Raw genomic sequence first — 22,236 nt, forward strand, 5'->3', positions numbered from 1 at the left:
ACCGGCATGGATATCCGCACCGAAAATCTGACCATTCTGTTTGTCGACATCGCCGGTTTTACCGCCACCACCAGCCGGCAATCGCGCGCTGAAAATGCCCATCTTCTGCAGACGTTTGAACGCACCTTGCTGCCGCTGATCAAGCGTTTCAAAGGCAATGTGGTCAAGAGCATTGGTGACGCGCTGCTGCTGACGTTTCGCTCGCCAACCGATGCCATGCTCTGCTCGATGGCGCTGCAGGATGCGATGCACGCGCACAACCTGAATGCGCCGGACGCCGAGAAAATTCACATCCGGGTAGCCGCCAATCTGGGCGAAGTGCGCGTCACCAAAAAGGATATTTTCGGCGAACCGGTCAACGTCGCCTCACGCATTGAGGGCGTCGCGCCTGCTGACGAAATTTATCTCTCCGAAGCCGTGTACATGGCGATGAACAAAGCCGAAGTCCCAGCCCAGGAAGTCGGCTTCAAGGAACTGGCCGGCATCACGCAACCGGTGCGCATTTACAGCATTCCGCGCTTCGCGACCCATCGGCTGATTCCGCAAAATATCCAGCCGCCGGAACAGGGCAGCGAATTGCTGTTCCCGTACGGTGGCATGCACCAGCGCGCACCACGACCACAATCCAGCTCACGCTTGCACAGCTCGCCCGCGCTGAACCGACTCGCCATGCCCGCATTCATATTGCTCGTCGTTGCCGGTCTTGGTTGGGCCGGTTATGCCTGGCTGCGAAGCGCAGCGGAGAACAACCGCAATGCGGAACCGGTCGCAGCCAACACGCCTGTGGAAGCCACAAAAACCAACACGGTAACCGCGACAGAACCTGCACCGGCAACAAGTAATAGCGATTCCACCGTCGCACCTGCTAAGGCGCCTGCTGAAAACAAACTTGTCGAAACCGCTCCTACACCCGCCGCCTCAGTGAACCCAGCGCCAACAGCCACAAACAACACAGGCAACAGCGCAACCAAAACCAAAAGCGACACCACCGCGAACAAAGTCGCCAGCACCAACAAATCAGCAAACACAAAGGTTGCCAATACCGACAACAAGCAACTAGTCACGGCGAAAGCAGAGCCAGCACCAGCACCAACCAAAACACCATCGCCAGTCGTCTGGAACGTCACCAGCGCCAAAGCCGCTTACCGCGCCGGCCAAATCAGCAAGCCGGAATACAAACAGATTGTGGTCAAGTTGGAAGAGACCTACGAAAACCGTATCCGTGAATTGAAGCTTGCCTACCGCGCCCAAAAAATCAGCCGGGCCGAATACGAGAATTTTGTCCGGGAAGCCAAGCTGGCTTACAACGGGCGGTGATTGAGTTAGCGTGTTTGAGTAGGCTTGGCTTTCGCAGCTAACCGTACTGACGGAAGATGTTTCGCTCTATCGCTCATACAGATACTTCTGGAACCCGACAAAGGTGCTGCGCACCGAATCGGGTTGGCCAAGATCAGCGAAAGCGTCGGCGATGGCGTTGTTGTATTTGAGTTTGAGCAGAGGGCCGAGTTTGGTTTCGTCCAGCTCTTCGACACCTGAGTAAACATAGTGTCCCAACACAAAACTCAAAAAGTGCTGTTGCTTTTGGTCGAAGCGTGAGCTTATTGCTGCCTTGGCTCGTTCGGCTCGCTCTTCTCGGGTCAGTGGCACTTCGGCATAGGCGACGTGGGCGAGAACATCAAACAGGTCGCTGTTTTCGGCGTCGAGAATTTTCTGCATTTCGGCAAGCTGGTCTTTGCCGAAACCTTTTTCCGCCAGGCCCTCCAGCAATTTGCGACGGGTATCCGGCGCGCTCCAGATGGCGCGTAACTCGTCTTCGTCATGAAAGAATTCCGGCAGCTTGCCGAATAGCGCTTCCATGAATTGGGCGGCGGACATCGGGGTGCCGTCCGGGTGCCAGAAGCTGGTCGCCATCATGTGCTGAATCTGGCGCTCTTTGCCGTCGGCAAGCTTGATTTTGACTTTCTTTCGCTTTGCACAGACGCAAGGCCGCTGACCACAGTCCTCACAGGGCTCTTTCGGACAGGTACAGGGCTGGTTGCCGCATTCGGCACAAGGCGCCTTTGTCTGCTTTTCACAAACACAAGGCTGCTGATTGCATTTGTCGCAAGCTTCCGGCGCTTGTGGTTCGCCATCCCATTCCGGGTCACTGAAATGCTGGTGGGCTTTTACGAAGTCATAAATCGTGAAGTAGTCTTTGCCATCGTAGAGCCGGGTGCCACGGCCGATGATTTGTTTGAACTCGATCATCGAGTTGACTGGCCGCATCAGGACGATATTGCGGACATTGCGGGCATCTACACCGGTTGAGAGTTTCTGGGAGGTCGTCAGGATGGTCGGGATGGTTTTCTCGTTGTCCTGAAAGTCGCGCAGCCATTGCTCACCGAGCGCGCCGTCTTCCGCAGTGACGCGTTGGCAGTAATGAGGGTCCTGGCTTTTCTTGCTCTGGTTGATCAGATCGCGCACCAGCAACGCGTGTTCCTGCGTGGCGCAGAACACGATGGTTTTCTCGCGCTGGTCAATGGCGTTCATAAAGATCTCAACGCGCTTTTGCTCGCGCTCGCGGATTTCAATACGGCGGTTGAAATCGGCTTCTTCGTAACGCTTACCGGCTTCGATTTCGCCGTCGACGACTTTGTCGTCAGCGGTGTAGACGTATTCATCCAGCGTCGTGGCGATTTGCTTGAGCCGGAACGGCGTCAGGAAGCCGTCGTTGATGCCGTCTTTCAGTGAGTAGATGAACACCGGCTCACCGAAATAGGCGTAGGTGTCGGCATTGTCCTTGCGCTTTGGTGTGGCGGTCAGGCCGAGCTGAACGGCTGGTGCAAAATACTCAAGAATGCCGCGCCATGTGCTTTCGTCATTGGCGCCGCCACGGTGACATTCGTCGATGATGATGAAGTCAAAAAAGTCCGGCGGGTATTCACCAAAGTAAAACTGCCGGTCGGTTGGTGGTTCGACAGGCTCACCACGAACGGACTCTATTGGCCGTTCGCCCTGAGCTTGTCGAAGGGCCGGCCCGCTCATAAACGTCTGGAAAATGGTGAAGAAAATGCTGCCGTTCTTCGGCACCTTGCCTTTCTTGCGGATATCGTCCGGCGCGATACGCACCAGCGCATCTTCCGGAAATGCCGAGAACGCGTTGTAGGCTTGGTCGGCCAGAATATTGCGGTCGGCAAGAAACAAAATGCGCGGCCGCCGCGAAGGTTCATTGTTGGCTTTCCAATCCGACAAATTCCAGCGGCTCTGAAACAGCTTCCACGCCAACTGAAACGCGATAAAGGTTTTGCCGGTACCGGTCGCCAGCGTCAGCAGAATGCGCTCGCGGCCTTCGGCGATGGCGACCAGCACCCGCTCGATGGCGATGTCCTGGTAGTAACGGCCCTGCCAGTAGCCGCCCTTGTCTTCGAACGGCACCGCAGCAAAGCGATCACGCCAGGCGTTTTCGCTGGCGAAGGTGGCGGCCCACAAAGCCTCGGGCGACGGAAACGCCGGCAACTCGCCTTCCGTGCCGGTGTGCATGTCGATGCCGTAAATACCCTGACCATTGCTGGCGTAGGTAAAGCGGATGGCAAGCTTGCCGGCGTAATCCTTGGCTTGACCGACGCCTTCGGTCAACGGCTTGGCCCAGGCCTTGGCTTCGACCACCGCCAGCTTGGTGTTGCGGTACTCCAGCACGTAATCGGCCGACAGAGGCTTGCCGCGCTTGCCCGCCCCTTCCAGCCGGCCCAGCGTAATCGGGTATTCGCGCCGAATACGGCTGCCCTCGACCACGCCCCAGCCGGCGGCGGCAAGGGCGGGGTCGATATGATCAGCACGGGTTTCGGCTTCGTTCATTTGCGTCTCATCGGTGAGACACAAAGCGGGTTGTGTCTCGAAATTCTGAAAAAATGAGACACAACGTGCCCCATGACATGTGTTCTGCCTAATCGGCGAACCGCTGAGCCCCTATTCCTGCACTCAGGGCGACTCCCTCTCCCCTCGCGGGAGAGGGTTGGGGAGAGGGGCAGGTGCGCTCAATTCAGCCTATCAAAACCGGATCAAGAAATCTGGCGAAACCTATTTTGGCCTAAGTGGCTGATTTGGCGAGTGTTGTTAGCCAACGCTTGTGCCAGAGTGACCACTGTCTGTATTCGAAATCAAAACCCAATCAAGAAAGCTGGGGCAAACAACAGCGGACGATGGCCGAACAACATGAGTGCGTCAGCCCGCTGATCTCACCCTGAGCTTAACCACCCCCAGCCCCTCCTAGCCAAGGAGGGGAGCCGCATGGTCTTGTCCGGGATGGCTCCGGCTTTCTAAAATAGGCCCAAGTGGACAGGGGGTTCCCGGTCGGCGTTAGGGCCTCGGTGAGTTGCATCGGGGCCTTTCGCTTTTTTGGACGAAAATCCCCTCTTCTCTCACCTGCTGAGTCTCACCCATGAGACTCAATGGCATTTGTGTCTCGTTTTTTCTGAATTATGAGACACAAGTGTATTTGAGTCTCACAAGTGAGATTCAAAACACTTCATAGCCTTCCGCCACATTCAGCAGCTCACGGAAAGCATAGATACCTGCCCTCCGCCCTCGCCCCTCCTCCAGCGTCTTAAGAATGTCGGCCTCCCTCAGCAGCCCAAGGATTCGGCTAGCCGTTGGCTTGGGAATATCGGCGTGATGAATGAAGGTCGGTGCACTGAAGATCGGAGCCTGAAAAAGAAAGTCCACCGCCCTGATGGCATGTTGAGAGTGCGTGAGGTCGGCCATTTGTGTTTTGGTTCTGTCGTACAGGTCCAAAATTGCGCGCGCTCGACGTTCGTTATCCGCGGCCTGCTCACGGACGCCTTGAAGGAAAAAGACGCACCAGCCCGTCCAGTCGCCATCTCGTGAAACCGCCCGTAAACGTTCCTGATACTCGTCTCGGTTCCTTTCGAGATAGCCGCTCATATAAAAATCGGGGCTTGCCAGCAGCTTGCGCTGAAACAGGAACAACGGGATTAGCATTCGACCCAAACGGCCATTGCCATCCATGAAGGGATGGAGGGCCTCGAATTCCACATGGATGATCGCGAGTTGAACCAGTGCATCGGGTTCAGTAACGCTGCCAAAGTAGCGCTCCCACTCGTCCATGCCAAAACGCAAATGCTCAGGAGCAATCGGTACGAAGCTCGCCGTGTCGATGGTGCTGCCCTGTGGACCAATCCAGTTCTGGTCGTTCCGATAGTAGCCCGGGGTCTTGTCGCGCCCACGCACACCATGCATGAGCAACTCGTGCGCACCGCGCAAGATATGTTGGGAAAACGGGCGGTGCTGCATTTCTGCTACGCAGGCGCGCATGGCGCGGCGATAGTTCAAAACCTCTTCAGCATCCAGTCGTTTCGGTTGAGTAAAGGCCTCCGATTCGCCGCCCGCCTCAATTTCCAGCACTTCCCCGATGGTGACGTGCGTGCCCTCAATCTTCGATGACAGCACCGCTTCCTGCGTCGTCAGCGGTGAAAGCAAAATCTGGGCATTCGGAATGGCAGACAGCAATCCATCATAACGTGCCAACCCGGCGTTGGCCGGCCCCACCAGCGGGATCAAGCGAGCCCAGTCGAGATCCACGGGAGGGAACTTGCCGAGATGGTACGAAACAGGAGGCATGGGCATTTTTCCTAAAGCTGGCCGCTGAAGGCCTGATGCAGCAGCGATTGTTTCAGCTCGTCCAGCGCGGCGAGTTTGCGCTGGTAGAGGGATTCGAGGCGTTGGGTTTCAATATTCGCGGCATTAAGGCTTGTGACGATACGCTCCTGATCTCCAGCAGGGGGTATGCAGACCCTTACCGTTCTAATGCTTTTCATACTGATAGTCGGCTGAGTTGTGCCTTCTGTGAGTCTTTCGAGTTGACCTTTGGCGGGTGGGCTGTTCAAAAAATAGTAAAGTAGGGTCGGGTTCATTTTTGGAAGAATGAACACCGTATTTTGTCCAAGACAAAATGGCTCATCGGAACTTACTAGTGCTGATACTCCACAAGATCCAACTCTTGAGAAGACAATATCGCCGACTTTCGGTGTGTACCTTTTTGAGAACTCGACAAAGGTTTGCTCGTCCACCCTTCTTGCTTTGGATAGATCCAAAAATCCAGGTTTGATGTCTGTCACCCTAACCATTGGGAAGCCGATTTCGCAGTAAGTGGGTGTTTTATGTAAGCAATCTAACAAATCAGCGACCTCACCTAGCGGTCTTTCCTCCCACCGTGCGCCCCGCTGGCTGAAGATGGCGTTGAGGTGGCTTTCGAAGAGGGCGCGGGCGTTTTGGCGGTTTTTCTCTGCGTTGGTGCGGGCCGTGGCAATGCCGGCAAACGCCTCATCGAGAACGGAGACAATGCGCTGTTGTTCTGACAAAGATGGTAGCGGAATCGCCACCTCTTTTAGCTTGCCACCGGAAAGCTCTTTGAACGTAGCGCCAGTTCCAAGGTCGTTCAACAGTTGAACGATGCTGCTCAAATAGTAGTAAAGATACTTGTGGTTCAGATCGGCGCTCGGTACTAACCCTTTGCAACCTTGATTTGTTGCCATTGGCTCCGTATTGATCACCAAGTGCCCGATCGGTGCTCGCGATGACAAGATGACCGAGAAAGGTGGTAACAAGCGCGCGGAGCTATTTTGCAGCCCTGCGTCAGTGATGGTTCTCTCCGTACTGGAGACATAGGGAGTGGATCGCTTACCCATTTCGGCAGGAGTGATCCACTGATGCAGTCCATCCCAGTACTCAGTCACGCCCGTTTTTGGCGTTCCTCCATTAACAACGCTGCATACGTCGGCAATAGTCTTTTGACTCCAACCGGCCTTCATACCATCGCCCTGATCGTTGCCAACACTACTGCACTTTCCACATCCAGCGCCGCGATTTCATCAAGGATGTCCTGCGGGCTGCGGTGCTTCACCTCTTCTCCACCGCTCGGGTTTTTCACCGACAGGTCATAGGTGGCGGTGTCGATGGCGCTCACATCTAGGCTCCAGCTTTTGGCGGAGTCGGCGAAGGTTTTTTGCAGGGCGATAAACTCGCTCAGATCGCTGTCATTGAGTGGGTTGGTTTTGCCCATATTGCGACCGGGGTCGAGTTGGTAGTACCAGACCTTGCGGGTCGGCGCGCCTTTCTCGAAAAACAGCACCACGGTTTTGACGCCGGCGCCTTGGAAGGTGCCGCCGGGGCAGTCGAGCACGGTGTGCAGGTTGCAGCTTTCCAAAAGGAGTTTGCGCAAGCTCACCGAGGCGTTATCGGAGTTGCTCAGGAAGGTGTTCTTGATGACGATGGCAGCGCGGCCACCGGCTTTGAGCATCTTGATGAAATGCTGCAGAAACAGGAAGGCGGTTTCACCGGTGCGGATGGGAAAGTTCTGTTGCACCTCGGCCCGCTCCTTGCCGCCGAATGGCGGGTTGGCGAGGATGACGTCCATACGGTCTTTGTCCTGGATGTCGGCAAGGTTCTCGGCCAGCGTGTTGGTGTGCTGAATGTTTGGTGCCTCGATGCCATGCAAAATCATGTTCATGATGGCGATGACGTAGGCGAGGCTTTTCTTCTCTTTGCCGTAGAAGGTTTTTTCTTGCAGGGTTTTGAGATCGCTGGTTGAGAGGGTGCGTGTAGCCTGCCCTTCGACAGGCTCAGAGCCTGTCCCGTGCTCGACACGGGAGCGAACGGTGGTTAAAAAGTCATAGGCTTCGCAGAGGAAGCCGGCGGAGCCGCAGGCGCCATCATAAATGCGTTCGCCGATTTTCGGCTGGACCACCTGAATCATGGCGCGAATGAGCGGGCGCGGTGTGTAGTACTCGCCGCCGTTGCGGCCGGCATTGCCCATGCGTTTGATTTTTTCTTCGTAGAGCATAGACAGCTCGTGCTTCTCGGTTTGCGAGCGGAAGCGCAGTTCGTCGATGTGGTCGATGATGTCGCGCAGGGTGTAGCCGCTGCGGATCTTGTTTTTGATCTCGCCGAAGATCTCGCCAATTTTGTATTCGATGGTGTTGGGGCCGCTGGCGCGCAGCTTGATTCCATGCAGGTAAGGGAAGAGTTTGCGATCGACGAACTCGACCAGATCGTCACCGGTCAGCGCGATGTTGTGATCGAGCTTGCCGTCGGCGCCCTTTGGCGCCGCCCAGCGTTGCCAGCGGTAGTCCTCGTCGAGAATGTAGCGGTAGGGTTTACCTTCCAGTGCTGCTTCGTTGGCTTTGTCCTGCTCCAGCCCGTCAAGGTATTTGAGGAACAAGAGCCAGGACGTCTGCTCGGTGTAATCGAGCTCGGTGGTGCAGCCGCTTTCTTTCCAGAGCGCGTCGTCGATGTTTCTAAAGGCTTGTTCGAACATGGGATCGGGTTTCTGTGTTGTGGACACGACAGCGAAGGCGGGCAATGTACCTGTTGCGCCGGGTCTGTGCCTATATAGAGGCAGGGGTCTTGACCGGGAAAGCTGATTGGGCGAGTTGGTTGGCAGACGTGGCCGAAAACCGTGGCTCAACGCCGGACCCGGTTTGGTATTGGCGCGATTTCGGGTTTATTGGCTCGATTTGGCGTATCGCGCCAATAAGCCCGATTTGTTCAGTCTCGCTCCGTGTTCACGTTCCGTGAACACGCTGGAAAAATGAACAAGCACCAAGCTCAGGCCGCGACACGTCGCAGGTTGGAAGTATCCAAGGTCTGGCGCGCTTGCCAAAGGTCGTAGGCTTCCTGTAGCCGTAGCCAGAACTCCGGCGTGCTGCCGAACACCGCGGAAAGGCGGAGCGCCATTGCGGCGCTGACGCCCTGCTTTTCGTTTACCAGCGCTGACAGGGTCTTTCTTGATACTCCCAGGTGAGCAGCTGCGTCCGTGACACTCAATTCCAGTGAAGGTAAAACATCATTGCGCAGCACGGCTCCCGGGTGGGCGGGGTTGTGCATAGCCATAAGTCACTCCGTAAATAGAAGCCGGATTTCGCCGGTGTAGGCACTACCAAGTTAATGGTAGTCCTCGTAGTCCAGAACATAGGCGTCGCCGTCTCGGAATTCGAACGTCAGACGCCAGTTGCCGTTGACGGTCAGTGACCAGCGGCCTTTCTGATCTCCCTTCAGCGCATGTAAGCGCCAGCCGGGCAGGTCGAGCTCTTTGACGGTGACCGCAACATCCAGAGCGGAAAGCTGTGTCCGCAGCCGGTCAACATGATTGGCCTGGACCCCGCTCGAATCCCCTTTGCTATAAAGGGCTTTGAGTCCCTTGTGACGGATGGATTTGATCATTCATCGGTCCTCGAATGCTGATGCTCATTTGGCGTTCTCCCCGTCATGTGTTCTGTCGCACACCACCTTGTAACCTGTAACGTATCGGGTGTCAATTTTAGAACGAATGAATTCATGAAAAGAAAAAGGCCCCGCAGGGCCTTTTTTGAAACTGAGATTTTTGTGGGATCCCATAATTCCACAGAACCGCAAACTATTGTATTCGCAGGTAAATTTGCCATTCTTTGAGACTGGCACCTGCCTTATATTCTCACAATAACGGGATTTTTCTCCCTAAATCTCATAGAAAAGCAAAACACCCGTCATTCTGGCTGGAGGCCTCAGTTAAGCTGCCTCTTCTGGACAGATCCTCATCCTACATATGTCGACCTTTCGCAGGGTCCTAACACTGATAGTTGCATAGAAACACTTATTGGCGTATCGTCACCCTGTTAGTTGCATAAAGCACCTATCTAACAAAGGAGACCGCCATGTTTGGCTTCCGCTACATCAAGACCCTGCCCACCAGCTACCTCATCCAATACCGGAATGGCAGCATCCGCCGCGAGGGCCAGGGTCTATCGTTCTTCTATTTCGCCCCTACGAGCTCCCTAGTTTCGATACCCGTCGCCAGCCGGGACGAGCCCTTCATGTTTCAAGAGACCACCCATGACTATCAAGAAGTCACGCTCCAGGGTCGGGTGACGTGGCGGGTGAAGGATGCCCCTCGCCTCGCCAGCATGATGAATTTCACCCTCGATGCTAGCGGCACTAAGTACGTTTCGGATGACCCGGAGAAGCTGCCAGCCCGCGTGCTGCAACAGGTGCAGGTTGCGATGCGTGCCCAACTCAATGCACTTGAGTTGCAGGTTGCACTTGCCTCCTCCGCTCAGCTAGTGGAAACCGTGCAGAAATCGCTGAGCCACAATCGCGAACTCGAAGCGCTCGGCCTGGAACTGCTCGGCCTTTCAGTACTTGCCATTAAACCAAAGCCGGAAACCGGCAAAGCACTTGAGGCACGAGTTCGCGAAAGTATTCTGCGCGAAGCCGATGAAGCAGCCTATGCTCGGCGCAATGCCGCCGTCGAACAAGAACGAACCATCAAGGAAAATGAACTTAACACCGAAGTGGCGATTGAAAAGAAGAAGCGTGAAGTTCAAGAAGAGCGGATCGAGGCCGAGCGAATTTTCAAACAGAAAAAGAACGCCATTGCAGAGGAAGATCTGGCTGCCCAGGTCGACCGTGAAGAGAAGCGCAAGGCGCTGGTCGCTAAGGCTGCCGAGAATACCCGTGCCGAAGCAGACGCCAAGGCCTATCACTTGGCCGCGATGCTCAATACTGTCAAAGGCGTGGACGTGAAAACCCTAGAAGCGCTCGCACTCAACGGTATGGATGCTTCGCGGATGGTTGCGCTCGGCTTCCGCGGTTTAGCGGAAGGCGCAAGCAAAATTGGCCAGCTGAATGTCAGCCCCGATCTGCTGCGTGAACTGATTACCAGCGAGGCCAAGGCATGAGCAGCGACCGCAAGGTTGTACTGGTGACTCGACGCACCCGGCTAGAGGAGCTCGTGGTGCGTCACAATTCGGTCGGCCAAGCAAAATTTTACATTGAGCACTTGGGCGCGGATTTCGCTGACTATGTACTCGAGCACGACACCTACCGTCGCGCTTTGGATAGCTGCCTACAGCGGGTAGAACCCATGGTTCGTATCCAGCAGCTGGACCGCAGCTTCCTACCCAACTTTATATTTGCTCCAGACGATATCATTGTGACGCTTGGCCAGGATGGACTGGTTGCCAACACACTCAAATACCTGGATACGCAACCTGTAGTAGCCATCAATCCAGATCCTACACGCTGGGACGGTGTGCTGTTGCCATTTCAAGTGCAGGACACAGCGGCAATCGTTGCTGAGGCATTGGCAAACAAGCGGCAATGTAAACGCATCACAATGGCCGAAGTCACACTGAATGACGGTCAGCGCCTGCGCGCCGTAAACGATCTATTCATCGGCCAAAGAACGCATGTCTCGGCCCGGTATGCCATTCAACACGGCCAGCTGAAAGAACGGCAGTCATCGAGTGGCGTCATCGTTTCTACCGGGCTCGGCTCTACCGGCTGGTTACGCAGTGTGCTGACCACCGCGCGTAGGCTTGAGCACCCTGACGATGTGCCGCATTACGAGCCGCTACCATGGGATAAAAAGCAGCTGCGATTTGTAGTGCGAGAGGCTTTCCCTTCGCGCGCGACAGGTACTGAGTTGATCATGGGTCAGGTTGATAAGGCGATGCCACTGCGTATCGCCTCGGAGATGCCTGAAGGTGGCGTGATTTTCGCTGATGGCATGGAGGTCGATGCGCTGCAGTTTGGTGCCGGCTTTACCGCACATATCCAGCCTGCAGCGCATCAAGCCGTATTGGTGGTTTGAAGCTCCACCTGTCCTATCAATGGCGTTACAACCCGCTCAATACCTTGCGGACTATGGCCGCTCGATCTGCAATCGTGCCTAGAGTCGATTGATAGGAAATGCCTCGACGGTCCAGATCGTAACGCACCAAGCCTTGCAGGCGGCTGCGCCAGAGCACATTGTCGCGCCAGCCATCCTGCTCGAACGGAATGTCGTCCCCGCACAAGAATGCAATGGAATAGCGTGCAATGCACTCATCGGCCAAGGCATGCAGCCGCGGTAGCCCACCACCGTTGTAGTAATAGCTAAAGAACAACGTTGTCAGCGCATTGGTATCAACGAAAAGGTATCGGTTAGCTTGCAGGATTGCCTCATCCTCCAGTTGGCGATGCCGCTCCGCAATCTCAACATAGTCTTCGAGCACGAGCCGCCCATTTCGGGTCTGCCAGACCTCACGCCCATACTCCGGCACAAAACACGTATTCATTACGGAAGCCATGTGCGCAGCTAACGTTGATTTGCCGGTTGACTCCGCACCTAGAAATACCACTCTTCGAACAAAGTGTGCATAAACAGTGGCCGGTAGCATGCTACGGTGAGCATGGACATCCTTACGAATCTCACTACCGGAAATGGGCACCCGCTGGCGCCCAACATCCACCGATACATGCTGGCATCCAATAACCTGTGCAAATCCAGGCCCGTAGGTCTCACTGCTGTAGACCACGTCAGGGAACAATCCGCGATGCTGCAACCACTGTTTTACAAATTGACGGTGCTCATCATCCGGAGCATTGTTTGCGGGAGCATCCAATGGTGTCAGGACTTCAAAAGCCGGGAATAACTTCTGAACCCAGCCAGCCCTTACCGGCGCGCGCATGTCCGGGAAGTCTGGGTTGGACCAGACCAATACAGTTACTCGCTTCGCGCCAGCACGTGCTGCCTCAAGCAGTAGCATGTGGCCGCAATGAAGCGGCGCAAACTTACCTACTACCAAAGCATGCTTATGCATGAATCTCCCGCTCCCGACGCCAGACAACAAGCCCGCGCAGTGATAGGCTGAACAGTACAAACTGAAGCAGAAACAATGCTAGGTATTCGTAGTGCCAAAAGTACACTGATTGCAACAGATTAACCGGCAACCAAACGTACCAACTCCACACCCACTTCCGGGTCGTTGCCCAGTTTGCTAGCAAAGACAGTGACACGATGGCGAATTGCAACCAGGCCCAGGTATTGGAAAAACCGGTTATGTAGGCCGTATAGGCAAAGATTAGTAGCGTCAGCACCCAACCAAGGTTGTACCAAAACAGCTCGTTAAAGGGATGTTGCTGCTGGTCACGACGTTGCTCCAGATGCCATAACCAGTAGCCATGAATGCCGAAGATCAGATATGCCAACTGAAGCCCAGCCAACATAAACTGCTCACCCGCCAAGAAAAGAATGAAGTACGGCAACAAGCTTGCATTTGAAAAATGCCAATACGCAAGTTTCTTCGGTATGAGATACAGCAATGAAACCCCGACGAGGATCGATCCTGTCCAGTCAAAGACCCATGCCGGGACTATCTCATTCATGCTGACTTCGCCTGCAGGTTCGCTCGAACAACCATCAGTGCAAATCCAAGTAGATTCAGACCCTGCCATTGTTTAGGGTTACGTGCAGCCAAATCGGCCTCAGCAAGACCAATGCCCCAGACCCGATCTACTGGCGACGCTTCAACCAATACCTTGTTGCCAGTAGCTAGCAGGTATTCAGCTAGCTGCGCATTTTGTTCGAACTTGTGCTGATTGGCGGCAACGACAATCTCAAAGCGCTGGGCCTGCCACAGGACTTCGTTAAATCCCTTTACTTCGCGACCGAATGCTTTCGCAGCACCAGGTGTTTTCGCCTCAATAACCTTTGCGCGAATCGCCTCATCAACAAACAATCGCGCCTTTTCGGCCATCATGTAATGCTCTGCCGATGGATACCGCACCTCCTCCACGAAAAACGGCGCCTCATACCACTGACTCAAACATGACTTGCCGATCTGAACACCCTTGCCTTGATGGCCCCAGAAGAATAGGTAGTTCACCTCACCACCTAGGCGCAGATAGTCTTCGAGTTCGCTCAGGTTTTTGATCATGCTTTCTGCCACGTTCATTTCTTGGCTCGTTATTAGTTAGGGCATGGCATTCGCGGCGTCATACAGGGCGCTGGCCTTGCTGGCAATTAGCTCACGGTCTACCAGTCGGCTAAGCCAACGCTCGGGAATCGCAGATACACCATGCAACGCACCCGCCAGTTGCCCAGTGATAGCTGCGGTTGTGTCGGTATCATCACCAAGCCTTATCGCTGTCAGGATGGCCTCTTCGAAACTGCTGGTGCCATGAACACACCACAATGCCGCTTCGATCGAATGCACGACATAGCCCGAACTGGCGATCTGCTCTACAGTTTTGTGCTGCCATTCACCACTAGCGATGCGTTGCAGCGATGGTGAGCTCGGTACATATTTCGGCGTAGCGAACAGAGTAGTCTTCGGTGTTCCTTTCAGCGCTCGAATGAGGTATTCAGCATATAGTTGACAGGCTTCGATGCACTCAACGGCACCATGCGTGGTCTTTGAACTCAGGCCTGCCTGAGTAATCGCTTGATCCAAATCGTTTAGCCAGAACATTGCGACAGGTGCCAGGCGCATCAAGCTGCCGTTGCCGGCCGAGTTGGGATTAGTGCTACCGGCGAACGCTTCACCGGTTGCGATGTATTGCCGCAGCGCCACCGAGGTTGTCACGCCGATGTCAAAGCAACTTCCATTACTGCTCAGGTAGCCGTAGTTCATCCAATTGCAGTAGCGATTCATCTGATCGACGGCATCGAAGCCACGGCAATGCAGCAAGCTTTCGGCTAGACAAAGCGCCATGGAGGTATCGTCAGTCCATTCACCGGGTCCGAGCTCAAACGGACCCCCACCTAACATTTCGGTGGGGGTTTCAAATGCGCCGCGCTCGCGAAACTCCACCTGAGCGCCGAGTGCGTCACCGCAAGCCAATCCGAGCAAGCAGCCTTCAAAGCGTTCTTGTTGTTCCATTTTGCTGCTCACGCCCCGCTGGTAATGATGCGCGGGAAGAAATGCTGCCGCGTACCGTCTTTCAATCTATACAGCTGTGCCGGTCGATTAGCGCCGCCGCGAAACACTCCATCGATCTCCTCCAGGATGTCGGCGTCATTGATGCGTCGGCGGAAGGCGCTTTTATCGATGGGTCGGCCAAGCAAGGTTTCGAATGTCCGCTGCAAATCAGTCAGCGTGAATTGCTCCGGCAGCAGATGCACCGGCAAGGCTGTGTACTCAGCCTTCGCCCGCAAACGCTCGACGGCCTGTTGCAGTAACTGGGCGTGATCGAAAGCCAATGACTCACTCACCGACTCGCCGTGTATCGGAAACCAGGCAACATCATCGGCGTTGCCACCCTTGCTGAGTTCAATCGCTTCGCTGTTGATCAACGCAAAGTAGACGACGGTGACCGACCAACCGCGCGGGTCTCGTTTGCTATTGCCCACCGTCAGCAACTGCTCAACGTAGGGACTGGCAACCCCAGTCTTGGCCTTCAGGATGCGCAGCGCTGCCTGTTCCAGGTCACGGTCTTCGTCCAGTCGCAGAAAGCCGCCAGGGATCGCCCACAACCCTTGGGCCGGATGGTCACTACGACGGACCAGCAAAACCTGCAGCTGGCCATCCTTGAGCGTGAAGATCACGGTATCGACCGTGGTCAGCGGCGCATCAAAGGCCTTGGCGTCATAGCCCTTCAGGTAATCGGCTTCGCTAATTGCCTTGCTCATAGCCTTTCCTCATGCTGCCCGACGCGATCGGGCTTCCTTCAAAAGATAGTTGCATATTGCCACTATCATGGATAGAGTACAACCATAGTTTCGTAGAGCCACTATCTAATGGCTAAACAGTAGTAGCCAGGCAGTAAAAAAAGAGGGAAACCATGGACCATCTCGTTATCGACCGCATCGAACAGGTCGCCAGCTTTGATGTCGACCCGCAGTACACCTTCACGCCGGTCTGCCCGAATGAGTTGCCGGTTCTCGGCGGCGATGAGATCGCGGCCGAATTGAACTCACAGGCTCGGTTTGCCTCGGTCCGCATCGGCTCAAAAGATGCCCACTCACCGGCCGCCGCCTGGGTCGCCGATACCGATCACCCCCAGTTTTCCCCAGTTGAAGGTCGGGACATGGACATCCGCTGGGCCGCTCACGCCGTGCCGGGCACCAAGGGATTTGAATTGCTTGAAGGCTTGCCGAAACCGGCTGACTACGACTTCTTTGTCTGGAAAGGCGTTGAGTTAGACATGCACCCCTACGGTGCCTGCTACCACGACCTGGCTGACCGGCTTAGCACTGGTGTAATCGAGTTCCTAAGAGCCAAGCAGATCCGCACCGTCATCGTCGGCGGCCTCGCCACCGACTACTGTGTCAAAACGACGGTGATGCAGCTGTGCCGCGCGGGTTTCAATGTTGTGGTCAACCTCGGAGCCTGCCGCGGTATCGCCGCCGAAACTATCACAGCGGCCATTACCGAAATGAAAGCAGCTGGTGTTCGCTTTGTGAACCGTGCGGATGAATTGAACAACAACGGCATCGCTGCCGCCTAAGAACTATCTAAGAACAACAAGGTATTTCCATCATGATTATCGAATCGCTGCTTGATACCGACCTCTACAAATTCACGATGATGCAAACCGTACTGCATCAGTTTCCTGCAGCCCAAGTTGAGTACCGCTTCAAATGTCGGAACAAGGGGGTCGACTTGCGACCGCTGGTCGAAACCATACAACAAGAAATCGATCATCTCTGCACGCTGCGCTTCCAACCCGACGAACTGGATTACCTGAGCAAGCTACGTTTTCTGAAGCCGGACTTCATTGATTTCCTGCGGCTATTTCAATTGAACCCGCGCTTCGTGACCATCACTACCGATCCGGAATTCGATATCGTAGTTCGCGGTCCCTGGGTGCACACAATTCTGTTTGAGATCCCGCTGCTGGCCATCGTCAACGAGATCTATTTCCGGCACAGCCAACCAACTCCTAACTACGAGGAAGGCCGGCGCCGACTCAACGAGAAAATCGGGCAAGTCAAAGCGCTGCAACCGTACGACCGCTTTCTGTTCTCGGACTTTGGCACTCGCCGCCGCTTCAACCGTGACTGGCATTATGAGGTGGTGGACAAGCTGATCCAGGAACTACCGAATCAATTGACCGGCACCAGCAATGTGCACCTGGCGCGTACTCGCGGGATCCGACCGATTGGCACCATGGCACATGAGTTTCTACAGGCCTGCCAAGCTCTCGGGGTCCGCTTGGTCGATAGCCAAAAATTTGCGCTGGAAGCCTGGGTCAAGGAGTACCGCGGCGACCTTGGTATTGCACTAAGCGATGTTTGTGGTGTCGATGCGTTCCTGCGCGATTTCGATTTGTATTTCTGCAAGCTGTTTGATGGTGTTCGCCACGACTCTGGCGACCCCTTCCTGTGGGGGGAGAAAGTGTTAGCGCACTATCAGAAATTTCGTATCGATGCCCGTAGCAAGACCTTGGTGTTTAGCGACGGCCTGACCTTCCCGCGAGCACTAGAGCTGTATCAGCGCTTCAAAGACCGTGCCAATACCGGTTTTGGCATCGGTACCAATTTGACCAATGACTTGGGTTACGAACCACTCAACATCGTGATCAAAATGACCGAATGCAACGGCCAACCAGTCGCCAAACTGAGCGACTCACCCGGCAAAACGATGTGCCGCGACGAAACTTACCTGGCTTACCTCCGTAAGGTTTTCCAAGTAGGCGACGCTGCGTAAGGACTGAACCATGAAAATTTTGATGGCCCAATGCAATTTTACGGTTGGCGATTTTTCCGGCAACAAACAGAAGATTCTCGATCTGGTCTGGCGCCATGGTCACGACCACGACCTTATTGTGTTCTCGGAACTCTGCCTATCCGGCTATTACCCAATGGACCTGGTGCACCAACCGGGATTTCTCCAGGCTCAGGAAGAGGCGATAGAAGCTGTACGTGAAGCCACTCGCTCGTTTGGGGCTGCCGTGGTGCTGGGTTTTATCGACCGTAACCATTGGACGGGCAAGCCGTTTCACAATGGCCTGATGGTACTGGCAAAAGGTGTGACACAGCTTGTCTATCACAAGAGACTGCTGCCCACCTACAACATCTTCGATGAAGCCCGTCACTTCGAACCAGGCAATTTGCCTGGCATGCTGATGCTGAATGGATATCGCATCGGCTTCGCCATTTGTGAGGATCTGTGGAATGACGATGAAGACGGTGACTACGCCACGATGCCAATCAAGTTGCTGGCTCGGGAGAAGCCTGACTTCATTGTCAGCATCAATGCGTCGCCATCGAATCTGGGCAAGCAAGCCGAACGCTTGATTCGGTTTCGTAAGCTCAGCGCCAAGTACCGGCTACCGCTGATCTATGTGAACCAAGTCGGCGGCAATGATGAGATCGTGTTTGACGGCAACAGCTTTGTGACCAATGCCAACGGAGAGCTGATTGCGCAGCTACCAGCCTTTGCTGAGCACACCGCTTCGTTGATGCTCGATGAAAACGATGAGCTGTCCTGCACGGTGCATCCGCGCTGCAACGAACCCAGCGATGTTGAGTTTTACTACCAGCAAATCGTCATGGGCTTGCGCGACTACGTGAGCAAATGCGGTTTTCGTGGCGTTGTGGTCGGTTCTAGCGGCGGCATCGATAGCGCCGTAACACTGGCCTTGGCCCATGATGCTCTCGGTGCCGAGAACGTGGTTGCGGTAACCATGCCATCCCGGTTTTCGTCTGAAGGCAGCGTTACCGACTCGGTGGCGCTCTGCACCAACCTAGGGATCAAGCTGTATCGGGCTCCCATTGAAGCGCAATTCAAGCAAGCGGTGGCCGACTTCACGGAGGCATTCGGCGAGGCGCCGTCGCGCTTAACGCAGGAAAACATGCAGGCACGCATCCGTGGCCGCATCCTGATGGAGTATTCCAACCATCACGGCAACCTGGTGCTATCAACTGGTAACAAGAGTGAGATGTCGGTTGGCTACGCCACACTGTACGGCGACATGAATGGCGGTCTGAACCTTATCGGCGATCTGTACAAAATGGAGGTATATGCGCTGGCTCGCTACCTCAACGAGCACCACGGCCGCGAAATCATCCCGCAGGCCATTATCGATAAAGCGCCGTCAGCAGAATTGTTTGAAGGCCAGAAGGATCAGGACTCGTTGCCACCCTACCCGGTGCTCGATGCCATTCTGCGGCTGTATATCGAACGCGATCTGCTGACCGAAGCGGAAATCGCTGAGAACAATGCTTTGGTTGTGCGCTACGCGGATTTCGATGTGAACCGCGTGCTGCGCATGGTCGATGCCGCTGAGTTTAAACGCCGGCAGGCGCCACCCATCATTCGCGTACATCGGCGCTCGTTCGGCACCGGTCGCCGGATGCCTATCGCCAAGCGCTGGACCAGCCCTGCTGAAACGGTGGTAACCCAACATGACTGAAGAAACGGTCACGCTGTACCGTCCCACCGGCCCGAGGGAACTGGAATTGGTTGCACAAAGTGAATACCGCCGTTGGCCACCGCGATTGCCGGATCAACCGATTTTCTATCCGGTAACCAATGAGCAATATGCAGCGGAAATTGCCAGCCAATGGAATGTGAAAGACAGCGGTGTGGGCTATGTCGCCCGCTTCATGGTCAAGAAGACCTTTATGGACCGCTATCCGGTTCAGCAAGTCGGTACTTCACACCACACCGAATGGTGGGTACCCGCCGAAGAGCTAGAAGCACTAAATGACAATATCGTCGGACGGATCGAAGTGATCCGAGAATTCCGGCGACCTGAATAGAAGTAGAAAAAATGAGTGACGAAAAAACAAGTAAATTTCTGAGTTACGTGCTGCGGCACAAACCAGATTCCATCGGGCTGAACCTGGACAGCAATGGCTGGGCACAGGTCAGCGAGCTGATCGACTGTGCGGCACGCGCTGGAACGCCAATCGATCTCGGTACCTTGACCCGAATTGTCCGGGAAAGCGACAAACAGCGTTTTGCACTTTCGACTGATGGCCAGCGCATTCGGGCCAACCAAGGTCATTCGATTACCGTGGAACTGGCGTTGCCGAACCGTGAACCGCCTGAATTCCTCTTTCACGGTACCGCTACACGCTTCTTGGATGACATCTCTGGCTTTGGGTTGCAACCCAAAGCCCGGCATGACGTGCACCTGTCAGAGAACTACGAAACCGCCCTCGCGGTAGGGAAGCGTCATGGCAAGGTGATTGTGCTCAAGGTGTTGGCACGAAAGATGTACGAAGCCGGGCACTCGTTTCAGTGCTCTGCGAACGGAGTATGGCTGACTAAGCAGGTGCCGCCCCAGTTCTTTACTATTGAGTCAGAACGACTCTGATTTTTGTTTGGAGAAACTTTATTAAGCATTTAATCAAATCGCCGTACCTGCAACAACAAGCCCATTGGCCTGAGACAGGGCGGCATATTCTCGCCCAGTTCGATGATGATTCGGTGGTGGTTTACCAAGCCTACCGACCTGCTATCGCCGACTACGCGGTCAACCATCAGCGTTTCGGTGGTGAGTTCAGCTTCACTAGAATGAGCTGGGTAAAGCCAAACTTTCTTTGGATGATGTACCGGTCTGGCTGGGCCACCAAGGAGGGTCAGGAGCGCATTCTCGCTTTATGGCTCCAGCGTGATTTTTTTGATGAATTGTTGGCATCGGCGGTGGCCTCTTCGTTTGACAGTAATCGGTATGCAACCCGGGACGACTGGGCAACGGCAATAGAGACCTCCGATGTTCGGCTGCAGTGGGATCCGGATCATGATCCACACGGGAAACCGCTAGCCCGTCGTGCCGTTCAGCTTGGTCTGAGGGGGCCATCGTTGCGACGCTTCTCCGACGAGGCGATTGTGAAAGTTGAAGACATAACACCATTTGTACAACAGCAAAGGGATTTGTTGGAACAAGGTGTCGATTCGCTGTTCACTCCTTTGGAGTTGGTTTACTGGCCAGCCAATTCAAACACAGCAAATTCCGTTGGGCTGGATGCCCCGCTAAGTTACGCGCCGACTCACACCACGTGAAAGCCTGACGGGGTGCTCCTCAGCTATTTCTCGGCATTTTTTTCGTTTGGGAGTAATCAGATTCGGAGCGATGGCAACTACTGGGGATGCAGGACGAGCAAACTTTCCAAAGCAGGGTCCAGACTGAAGAGGCTGTGTCGAGCACCATCCTGGAGCGCATCAGTCTGTTGACTGGGATACAGCAAGCGTTGCTTGCACTCGTTCCGGCGGACCATGCTGGGGCTTGGGTTCGTCAAGACAATCCAGTATTCCATGGCCAGCAAGTCATTCAGGTCATGATCTCCGAAGGTAATTCAGGAATGATTCGGGTCCGACGTTATCTGGAAGCCCAATTAAACAGTTAGTTGCCCCCCTCATAAAGCTTCGGCAGGACCCATCGGCTAGGCGCACTGTTGGCGAGTTTAAATACTGAATTACGCCCATCTTGCGGCGAATCAGGACTTCCAAACACAGAGCTGATGGAGTCGCAAAGGCTGGTGGATGTTAAGGTATTTCATCGAGCTTCCACTCTCTTCGCGCAATGCTCTTGCTCTTGCTCTTGCTTCTGTTCACAATCGTTGCGGTCGTTTGCTGGCAATTCAAACCCACCCAGCAGCGACGCTATCTCCACAGGGTTGTGACAGCACAGCCACCAGCGCTCAATCGAACAAAACCAAAATGGGTAACTCAGGAGGTGATTCGCCTTGCGGCTCATATGCCCGAAGCAGGCTGTCGTCGCATCGCCCTCACATTCAATCGCTTGCATGCTCGCGCGACACCAATGACTGTGGGCAAGACCTTTGTCGCCAATACGCTGCGCCGGCACCATTCCGAGATCTATGAGTTGCGTTGTCGCTGGAAACGGGCAATTCCGAGTGCACTGCCAAACAACACCATCTGGGCAATGGATTTTACGGGCAGAATGGACGAGAGCGGCTGCCAGCACTCAATAGTGGGCGTTATCGACCACGGCAGTCGCAAGGCGCTGGCATTGAGGACGCTGCCGTCCCGCACCAGCATCATGGCTTTGCGGGTGCTGCTCGACTGTATCGAACAGTTCGGCAAACCGCGTGTACTTCGAACCGATAACGATCTCGCATTTACTTCACGGTGGTTTACCTTGGCTCTGCGCATGCTGGCCATCCGGCATCAACGCTCCGCGCTGCATTGCCCGTCGCAGAACGGGCGCATCGAACGCCTGTTTGGCACGCTCAAAGAACGGCTGGGTAAGCTCGTCGTTGCTGATGGAGCACAACTGATAGATGCGCTGGCGGAGTTTCGGTTCTGGTACAACCGGGTGCGACCGCATCAGCATCTCACCGGCCGGACACCGGATGAATGCTGGCAAGGCATCGACCCTTACCTCAATGCGCCGATTCAATCCCGGCATTTTTGTGGTTGGCACGGTTTGTTGACGGGCTACTGCATAAACGACTCGTAGCTCGGCTCGGTGGTTTCGTGGAGAACGCGTTCGGAGCAAGTGTCCGCACCGGCGCACGTCTCCCGC

The 22,236-nt window shown here is 55.0% G+C and carries 21 protein-coding genes; 10 read left to right on the plus strand and 11 right to left on the minus strand.

Features of this window, described 5'->3' with window-relative positions; all coding sequences use genetic code 11:
- Window positions 1-6 precede the first annotated feature (6 nt).
- The gene (locus HPT27_RS03000; RefSeq protein ID WP_172238746.1) at window positions 7-1,317 is read left to right on the plus strand and encodes an adenylate/guanylate cyclase domain-containing protein; all 1,311 of its coding nucleotides are present in this window, start codon (window positions 7-9) and stop codon (window positions 1,315-1,317) included.
- Window positions 1,318-1,383: 66 nt separating this feature from the next.
- Here HPT27_RS03000 and hsdR read toward each other — a convergent pair whose 3' ends face one another.
- The 6 genes from hsdR to HPT27_RS03030 form a co-directional block, all read right to left on the minus strand.
- Window positions 1,384-3,834 carry an EcoAI/FtnUII family type I restriction enzme subunit R gene (gene hsdR / locus HPT27_RS03005; protein WP_172238749.1) on the minus strand — a complete coding sequence of 817 codons (2,451 nt, stop codon included), beginning with the start codon at window positions 3,832-3,834 and terminating at the stop codon, window positions 1,384-1,386.
- A gap of 660 nt (window positions 3,835-4,494) precedes the next feature.
- Window positions 4,495-5,616 (minus strand): Fic family protein, encoded by a 1,122-nt coding sequence (locus tag HPT27_RS03010; RefSeq protein ID WP_172238752.1) that lies wholly within the window; start codon window positions 5,614-5,616, stop codon window positions 4,495-4,497.
- An 11-nt stretch (window positions 5,617-5,627) separates the two neighbouring features.
- Window positions 5,628-6,806 carry a restriction endonuclease subunit S gene (locus HPT27_RS03015; protein WP_172238755.1) on the minus strand — a complete coding sequence of 393 codons (1,179 nt, stop codon included), beginning with the start codon at window positions 6,804-6,806 and terminating at the stop codon, window positions 5,628-5,630.
- Window positions 6,803-8,311, minus strand: a complete 1,509-nt coding sequence (locus HPT27_RS03020) for a type I restriction-modification system subunit M (protein WP_172238758.1) — start codon at window positions 8,309-8,311, stop codon at window positions 6,803-6,805. Before HPT27_RS03020 ends, HPT27_RS03015 begins: the two co-directional genes overlap by 4 nt.
- A 290-nt stretch (window positions 8,312-8,601) precedes the next feature.
- The gene (locus tag HPT27_RS03025; RefSeq protein WP_172238761.1) at window positions 8,602-8,886 is read right to left on the minus strand and encodes a HigA family addiction module antitoxin; all 285 of its coding nucleotides are present in this window, start codon (window positions 8,884-8,886) and stop codon (window positions 8,602-8,604) included.
- Between the two features lie 51 nt (window positions 8,887-8,937).
- Entirely contained in the window at window positions 8,938-9,216 is a 279-nt protein-coding gene (locus HPT27_RS03030) for a type II toxin-antitoxin system RelE/ParE family toxin (protein ID WP_172238764.1), read from the minus strand.
- A gap of 470 nt (window positions 9,217-9,686) precedes the next feature.
- Between HPT27_RS03030 and HPT27_RS03035 the strand changes: the two genes are divergently transcribed.
- Complete coding sequence (locus HPT27_RS03035; protein ID WP_172238767.1) at window positions 9,687-10,709, plus strand: SPFH domain-containing protein; 1,023 nt, start codon at window positions 9,687-9,689, stop codon at window positions 10,707-10,709.
- Window positions 10,706-11,623, plus strand: a complete 918-nt coding sequence (locus HPT27_RS03040; RefSeq protein WP_172238770.1) for a diacylglycerol kinase catalytic domain-containing protein — start codon at window positions 10,706-10,708, stop codon at window positions 11,621-11,623. The genes HPT27_RS03035 and HPT27_RS03040 overlap by 4 nt, the downstream gene beginning before the upstream one ends.
- A gap of 25 nt (window positions 11,624-11,648) precedes the next feature.
- Here HPT27_RS03040 and HPT27_RS03045 read toward each other — a convergent pair whose 3' ends face one another.
- The 5 genes from HPT27_RS03045 to HPT27_RS03065 are packed head-to-tail and all read right to left on the minus strand — an operon-like array spanning window position 11,649 to window position 15,424.
- Complete coding sequence (locus HPT27_RS03045) at window positions 11,649-12,614, minus strand: AAA family ATPase (RefSeq protein WP_172238773.1); 966 nt, start codon at window positions 12,612-12,614, stop codon at window positions 11,649-11,651.
- Window positions 12,607-13,179 carry a nicotinamide mononucleotide transporter family protein gene (locus HPT27_RS03050; RefSeq protein WP_172238776.1) on the minus strand — a complete coding sequence of 191 codons (573 nt, stop codon included), beginning with the start codon at window positions 13,177-13,179 and terminating at the stop codon, window positions 12,607-12,609. The genes HPT27_RS03045 and HPT27_RS03050 overlap by 8 nt, the downstream gene beginning before the upstream one ends.
- Window positions 13,176-13,748, minus strand: coding sequence for an NADAR family protein (locus tag HPT27_RS03055; RefSeq protein WP_172238779.1), 573 nt, complete (start codon window positions 13,746-13,748; stop codon window positions 13,176-13,178). Before HPT27_RS03055 ends, HPT27_RS03050 begins: the two co-directional genes overlap by 4 nt.
- Before the next feature lie 18 nt (window positions 13,749-13,766).
- Entirely contained in the window at window positions 13,767-14,675 is a 909-nt protein-coding gene (locus HPT27_RS03060; protein WP_172238782.1) for an ADP-ribosylglycohydrolase family protein, read from the minus strand.
- 8 nt (window positions 14,676-14,683) lie between these two features.
- Window positions 14,684-15,424 carry an NUDIX hydrolase gene (locus HPT27_RS03065; protein ID WP_172238785.1) on the minus strand — a complete coding sequence of 247 codons (741 nt, stop codon included), beginning with the start codon at window positions 15,422-15,424 and terminating at the stop codon, window positions 14,684-14,686.
- A gap of 152 nt (window positions 15,425-15,576) precedes the next feature.
- Here HPT27_RS03065 and HPT27_RS03070 point away from each other — a divergent pair, with 152 nt between their 5' ends.
- The 7 genes from HPT27_RS03070 (at window position 15,577) to HPT27_RS03105 (ending at window position 22,170) form a co-directional block, all read left to right on the plus strand.
- A complete protein-coding gene (locus HPT27_RS03070; RefSeq protein WP_211197831.1) occupies window positions 15,577-16,242 on the plus strand; it encodes an isochorismatase family protein in 666 nt (221 codons plus the stop codon).
- A 32-nt stretch (window positions 16,243-16,274) separates the two neighbouring features.
- Complete coding sequence (gene pncB, locus HPT27_RS03075) at window positions 16,275-17,444, plus strand: nicotinate phosphoribosyltransferase (protein WP_172238788.1); 1,170 nt, start codon at window positions 16,275-16,277, stop codon at window positions 17,442-17,444.
- Window positions 17,445-17,454: 10 nt separating this feature from the next.
- Entirely contained in the window at window positions 17,455-19,152 is a 1,698-nt protein-coding gene (locus HPT27_RS03080) for an NAD+ synthase (RefSeq protein ID WP_172238791.1), read from the plus strand.
- Window positions 19,145-19,501 (plus strand): hypothetical protein, encoded by a 357-nt coding sequence (locus HPT27_RS03085; protein ID WP_172238794.1) that lies wholly within the window; start codon window positions 19,145-19,147, stop codon window positions 19,499-19,501. The genes HPT27_RS03080 and HPT27_RS03085 overlap by 8 nt, the downstream gene beginning before the upstream one ends.
- A gap of 11 nt (window positions 19,502-19,512) precedes the next feature.
- A complete protein-coding gene (locus tag HPT27_RS03090; RefSeq protein ID WP_172238797.1) occupies window positions 19,513-20,061 on the plus strand; it encodes an RNA 2'-phosphotransferase in 549 nt (182 codons plus the stop codon).
- 86 nt (window positions 20,062-20,147) lie between these two features.
- Complete coding sequence (locus HPT27_RS03095) at window positions 20,148-20,750, plus strand: DUF4291 domain-containing protein (RefSeq protein ID WP_328820706.1); 603 nt, start codon at window positions 20,148-20,150, stop codon at window positions 20,748-20,750.
- A 532-nt stretch (window positions 20,751-21,282) separates the two neighbouring features.
- Complete coding sequence (locus tag HPT27_RS03105) at window positions 21,283-22,170, plus strand: integrase core domain-containing protein (protein WP_172238803.1); 888 nt, start codon at window positions 21,283-21,285, stop codon at window positions 22,168-22,170.
- Window positions 22,171-22,236 lie beyond the last annotated feature (66 nt).

The organism is Permianibacter fluminis (assembly GCF_013179735.1).
Lineage (GTDB): Bacteria > Pseudomonadota > Gammaproteobacteria > Enterobacterales > Permianibacteraceae > Permianibacter > Permianibacter fluminis.

Coding starts and splice junctions, on each gene's coding strand:
- HPT27_RS03000 (WP_172238746.1), top strand. CDS start 7: ATGGATATCCGCACCGAAAATCTGACCATTCTGTTTGTCGACATCGCC.
- hsdR (WP_172238749.1), bottom strand. CDS start 3,834: ATGAACGAAGCCGAAACCCGTGCTGATCATATCGACCCCGCCCTTGCC.
- HPT27_RS03010 (WP_172238752.1), bottom strand. CDS start 5,616: ATGCCTCCTGTTTCGTACCATCTCGGCAAGTTCCCTCCCGTGGATCTC.
- HPT27_RS03015 (WP_172238755.1), bottom strand. CDS start 6,806: ATGAAGGCCGGTTGGAGTCAAAAGACTATTGCCGACGTATGCAGCGTT.
- HPT27_RS03020 (WP_172238758.1), bottom strand. CDS start 8,311: ATGTTCGAACAAGCCTTTAGAAACATCGACGACGCGCTCTGGAAAGAA.
- HPT27_RS03025 (WP_172238761.1), bottom strand. CDS start 8,886: ATGGCTATGCACAACCCCGCCCACCCGGGAGCCGTGCTGCGCAATGAT.
- HPT27_RS03030 (WP_172238764.1), bottom strand. CDS start 9,216: ATGATCAAATCCATCCGTCACAAGGGACTCAAAGCCCTTTATAGCAAA.
- HPT27_RS03035 (WP_172238767.1), top strand. CDS start 9,687: ATGTTTGGCTTCCGCTACATCAAGACCCTGCCCACCAGCTACCTCATC.
- HPT27_RS03040 (WP_172238770.1), top strand. CDS start 10,706: ATGAGCAGCGACCGCAAGGTTGTACTGGTGACTCGACGCACCCGGCTA.
- HPT27_RS03045 (WP_172238773.1), bottom strand. CDS start 12,614: ATGCATAAGCATGCTTTGGTAGTAGGTAAGTTTGCGCCGCTTCATTGC.
- HPT27_RS03050 (WP_172238776.1), bottom strand. CDS start 13,179: ATGAATGAGATAGTCCCGGCATGGGTCTTTGACTGGACAGGATCGATC.
- HPT27_RS03055 (WP_172238779.1), bottom strand. CDS start 13,748: ATGAACGTGGCAGAAAGCATGATCAAAAACCTGAGCGAACTCGAAGAC.
- HPT27_RS03060 (WP_172238782.1), bottom strand. CDS start 14,675: ATGGAACAACAAGAACGCTTTGAAGGCTGCTTGCTCGGATTGGCTTGC.
- HPT27_RS03065 (WP_172238785.1), bottom strand. CDS start 15,424: ATGAGCAAGGCAATTAGCGAAGCCGATTACCTGAAGGGCTATGACGCC.
- HPT27_RS03070 (WP_211197831.1), top strand. CDS start 15,577: ATGGACCATCTCGTTATCGACCGCATCGAACAGGTCGCCAGCTTTGAT.
- pncB (WP_172238788.1), top strand. CDS start 16,275: ATGATTATCGAATCGCTGCTTGATACCGACCTCTACAAATTCACGATG.
- HPT27_RS03080 (WP_172238791.1), top strand. CDS start 17,455: ATGAAAATTTTGATGGCCCAATGCAATTTTACGGTTGGCGATTTTTCC.
- HPT27_RS03085 (WP_172238794.1), top strand. CDS start 19,145: ATGACTGAAGAAACGGTCACGCTGTACCGTCCCACCGGCCCGAGGGAA.
- HPT27_RS03090 (WP_172238797.1), top strand. CDS start 19,513: ATGAGTGACGAAAAAACAAGTAAATTTCTGAGTTACGTGCTGCGGCAC.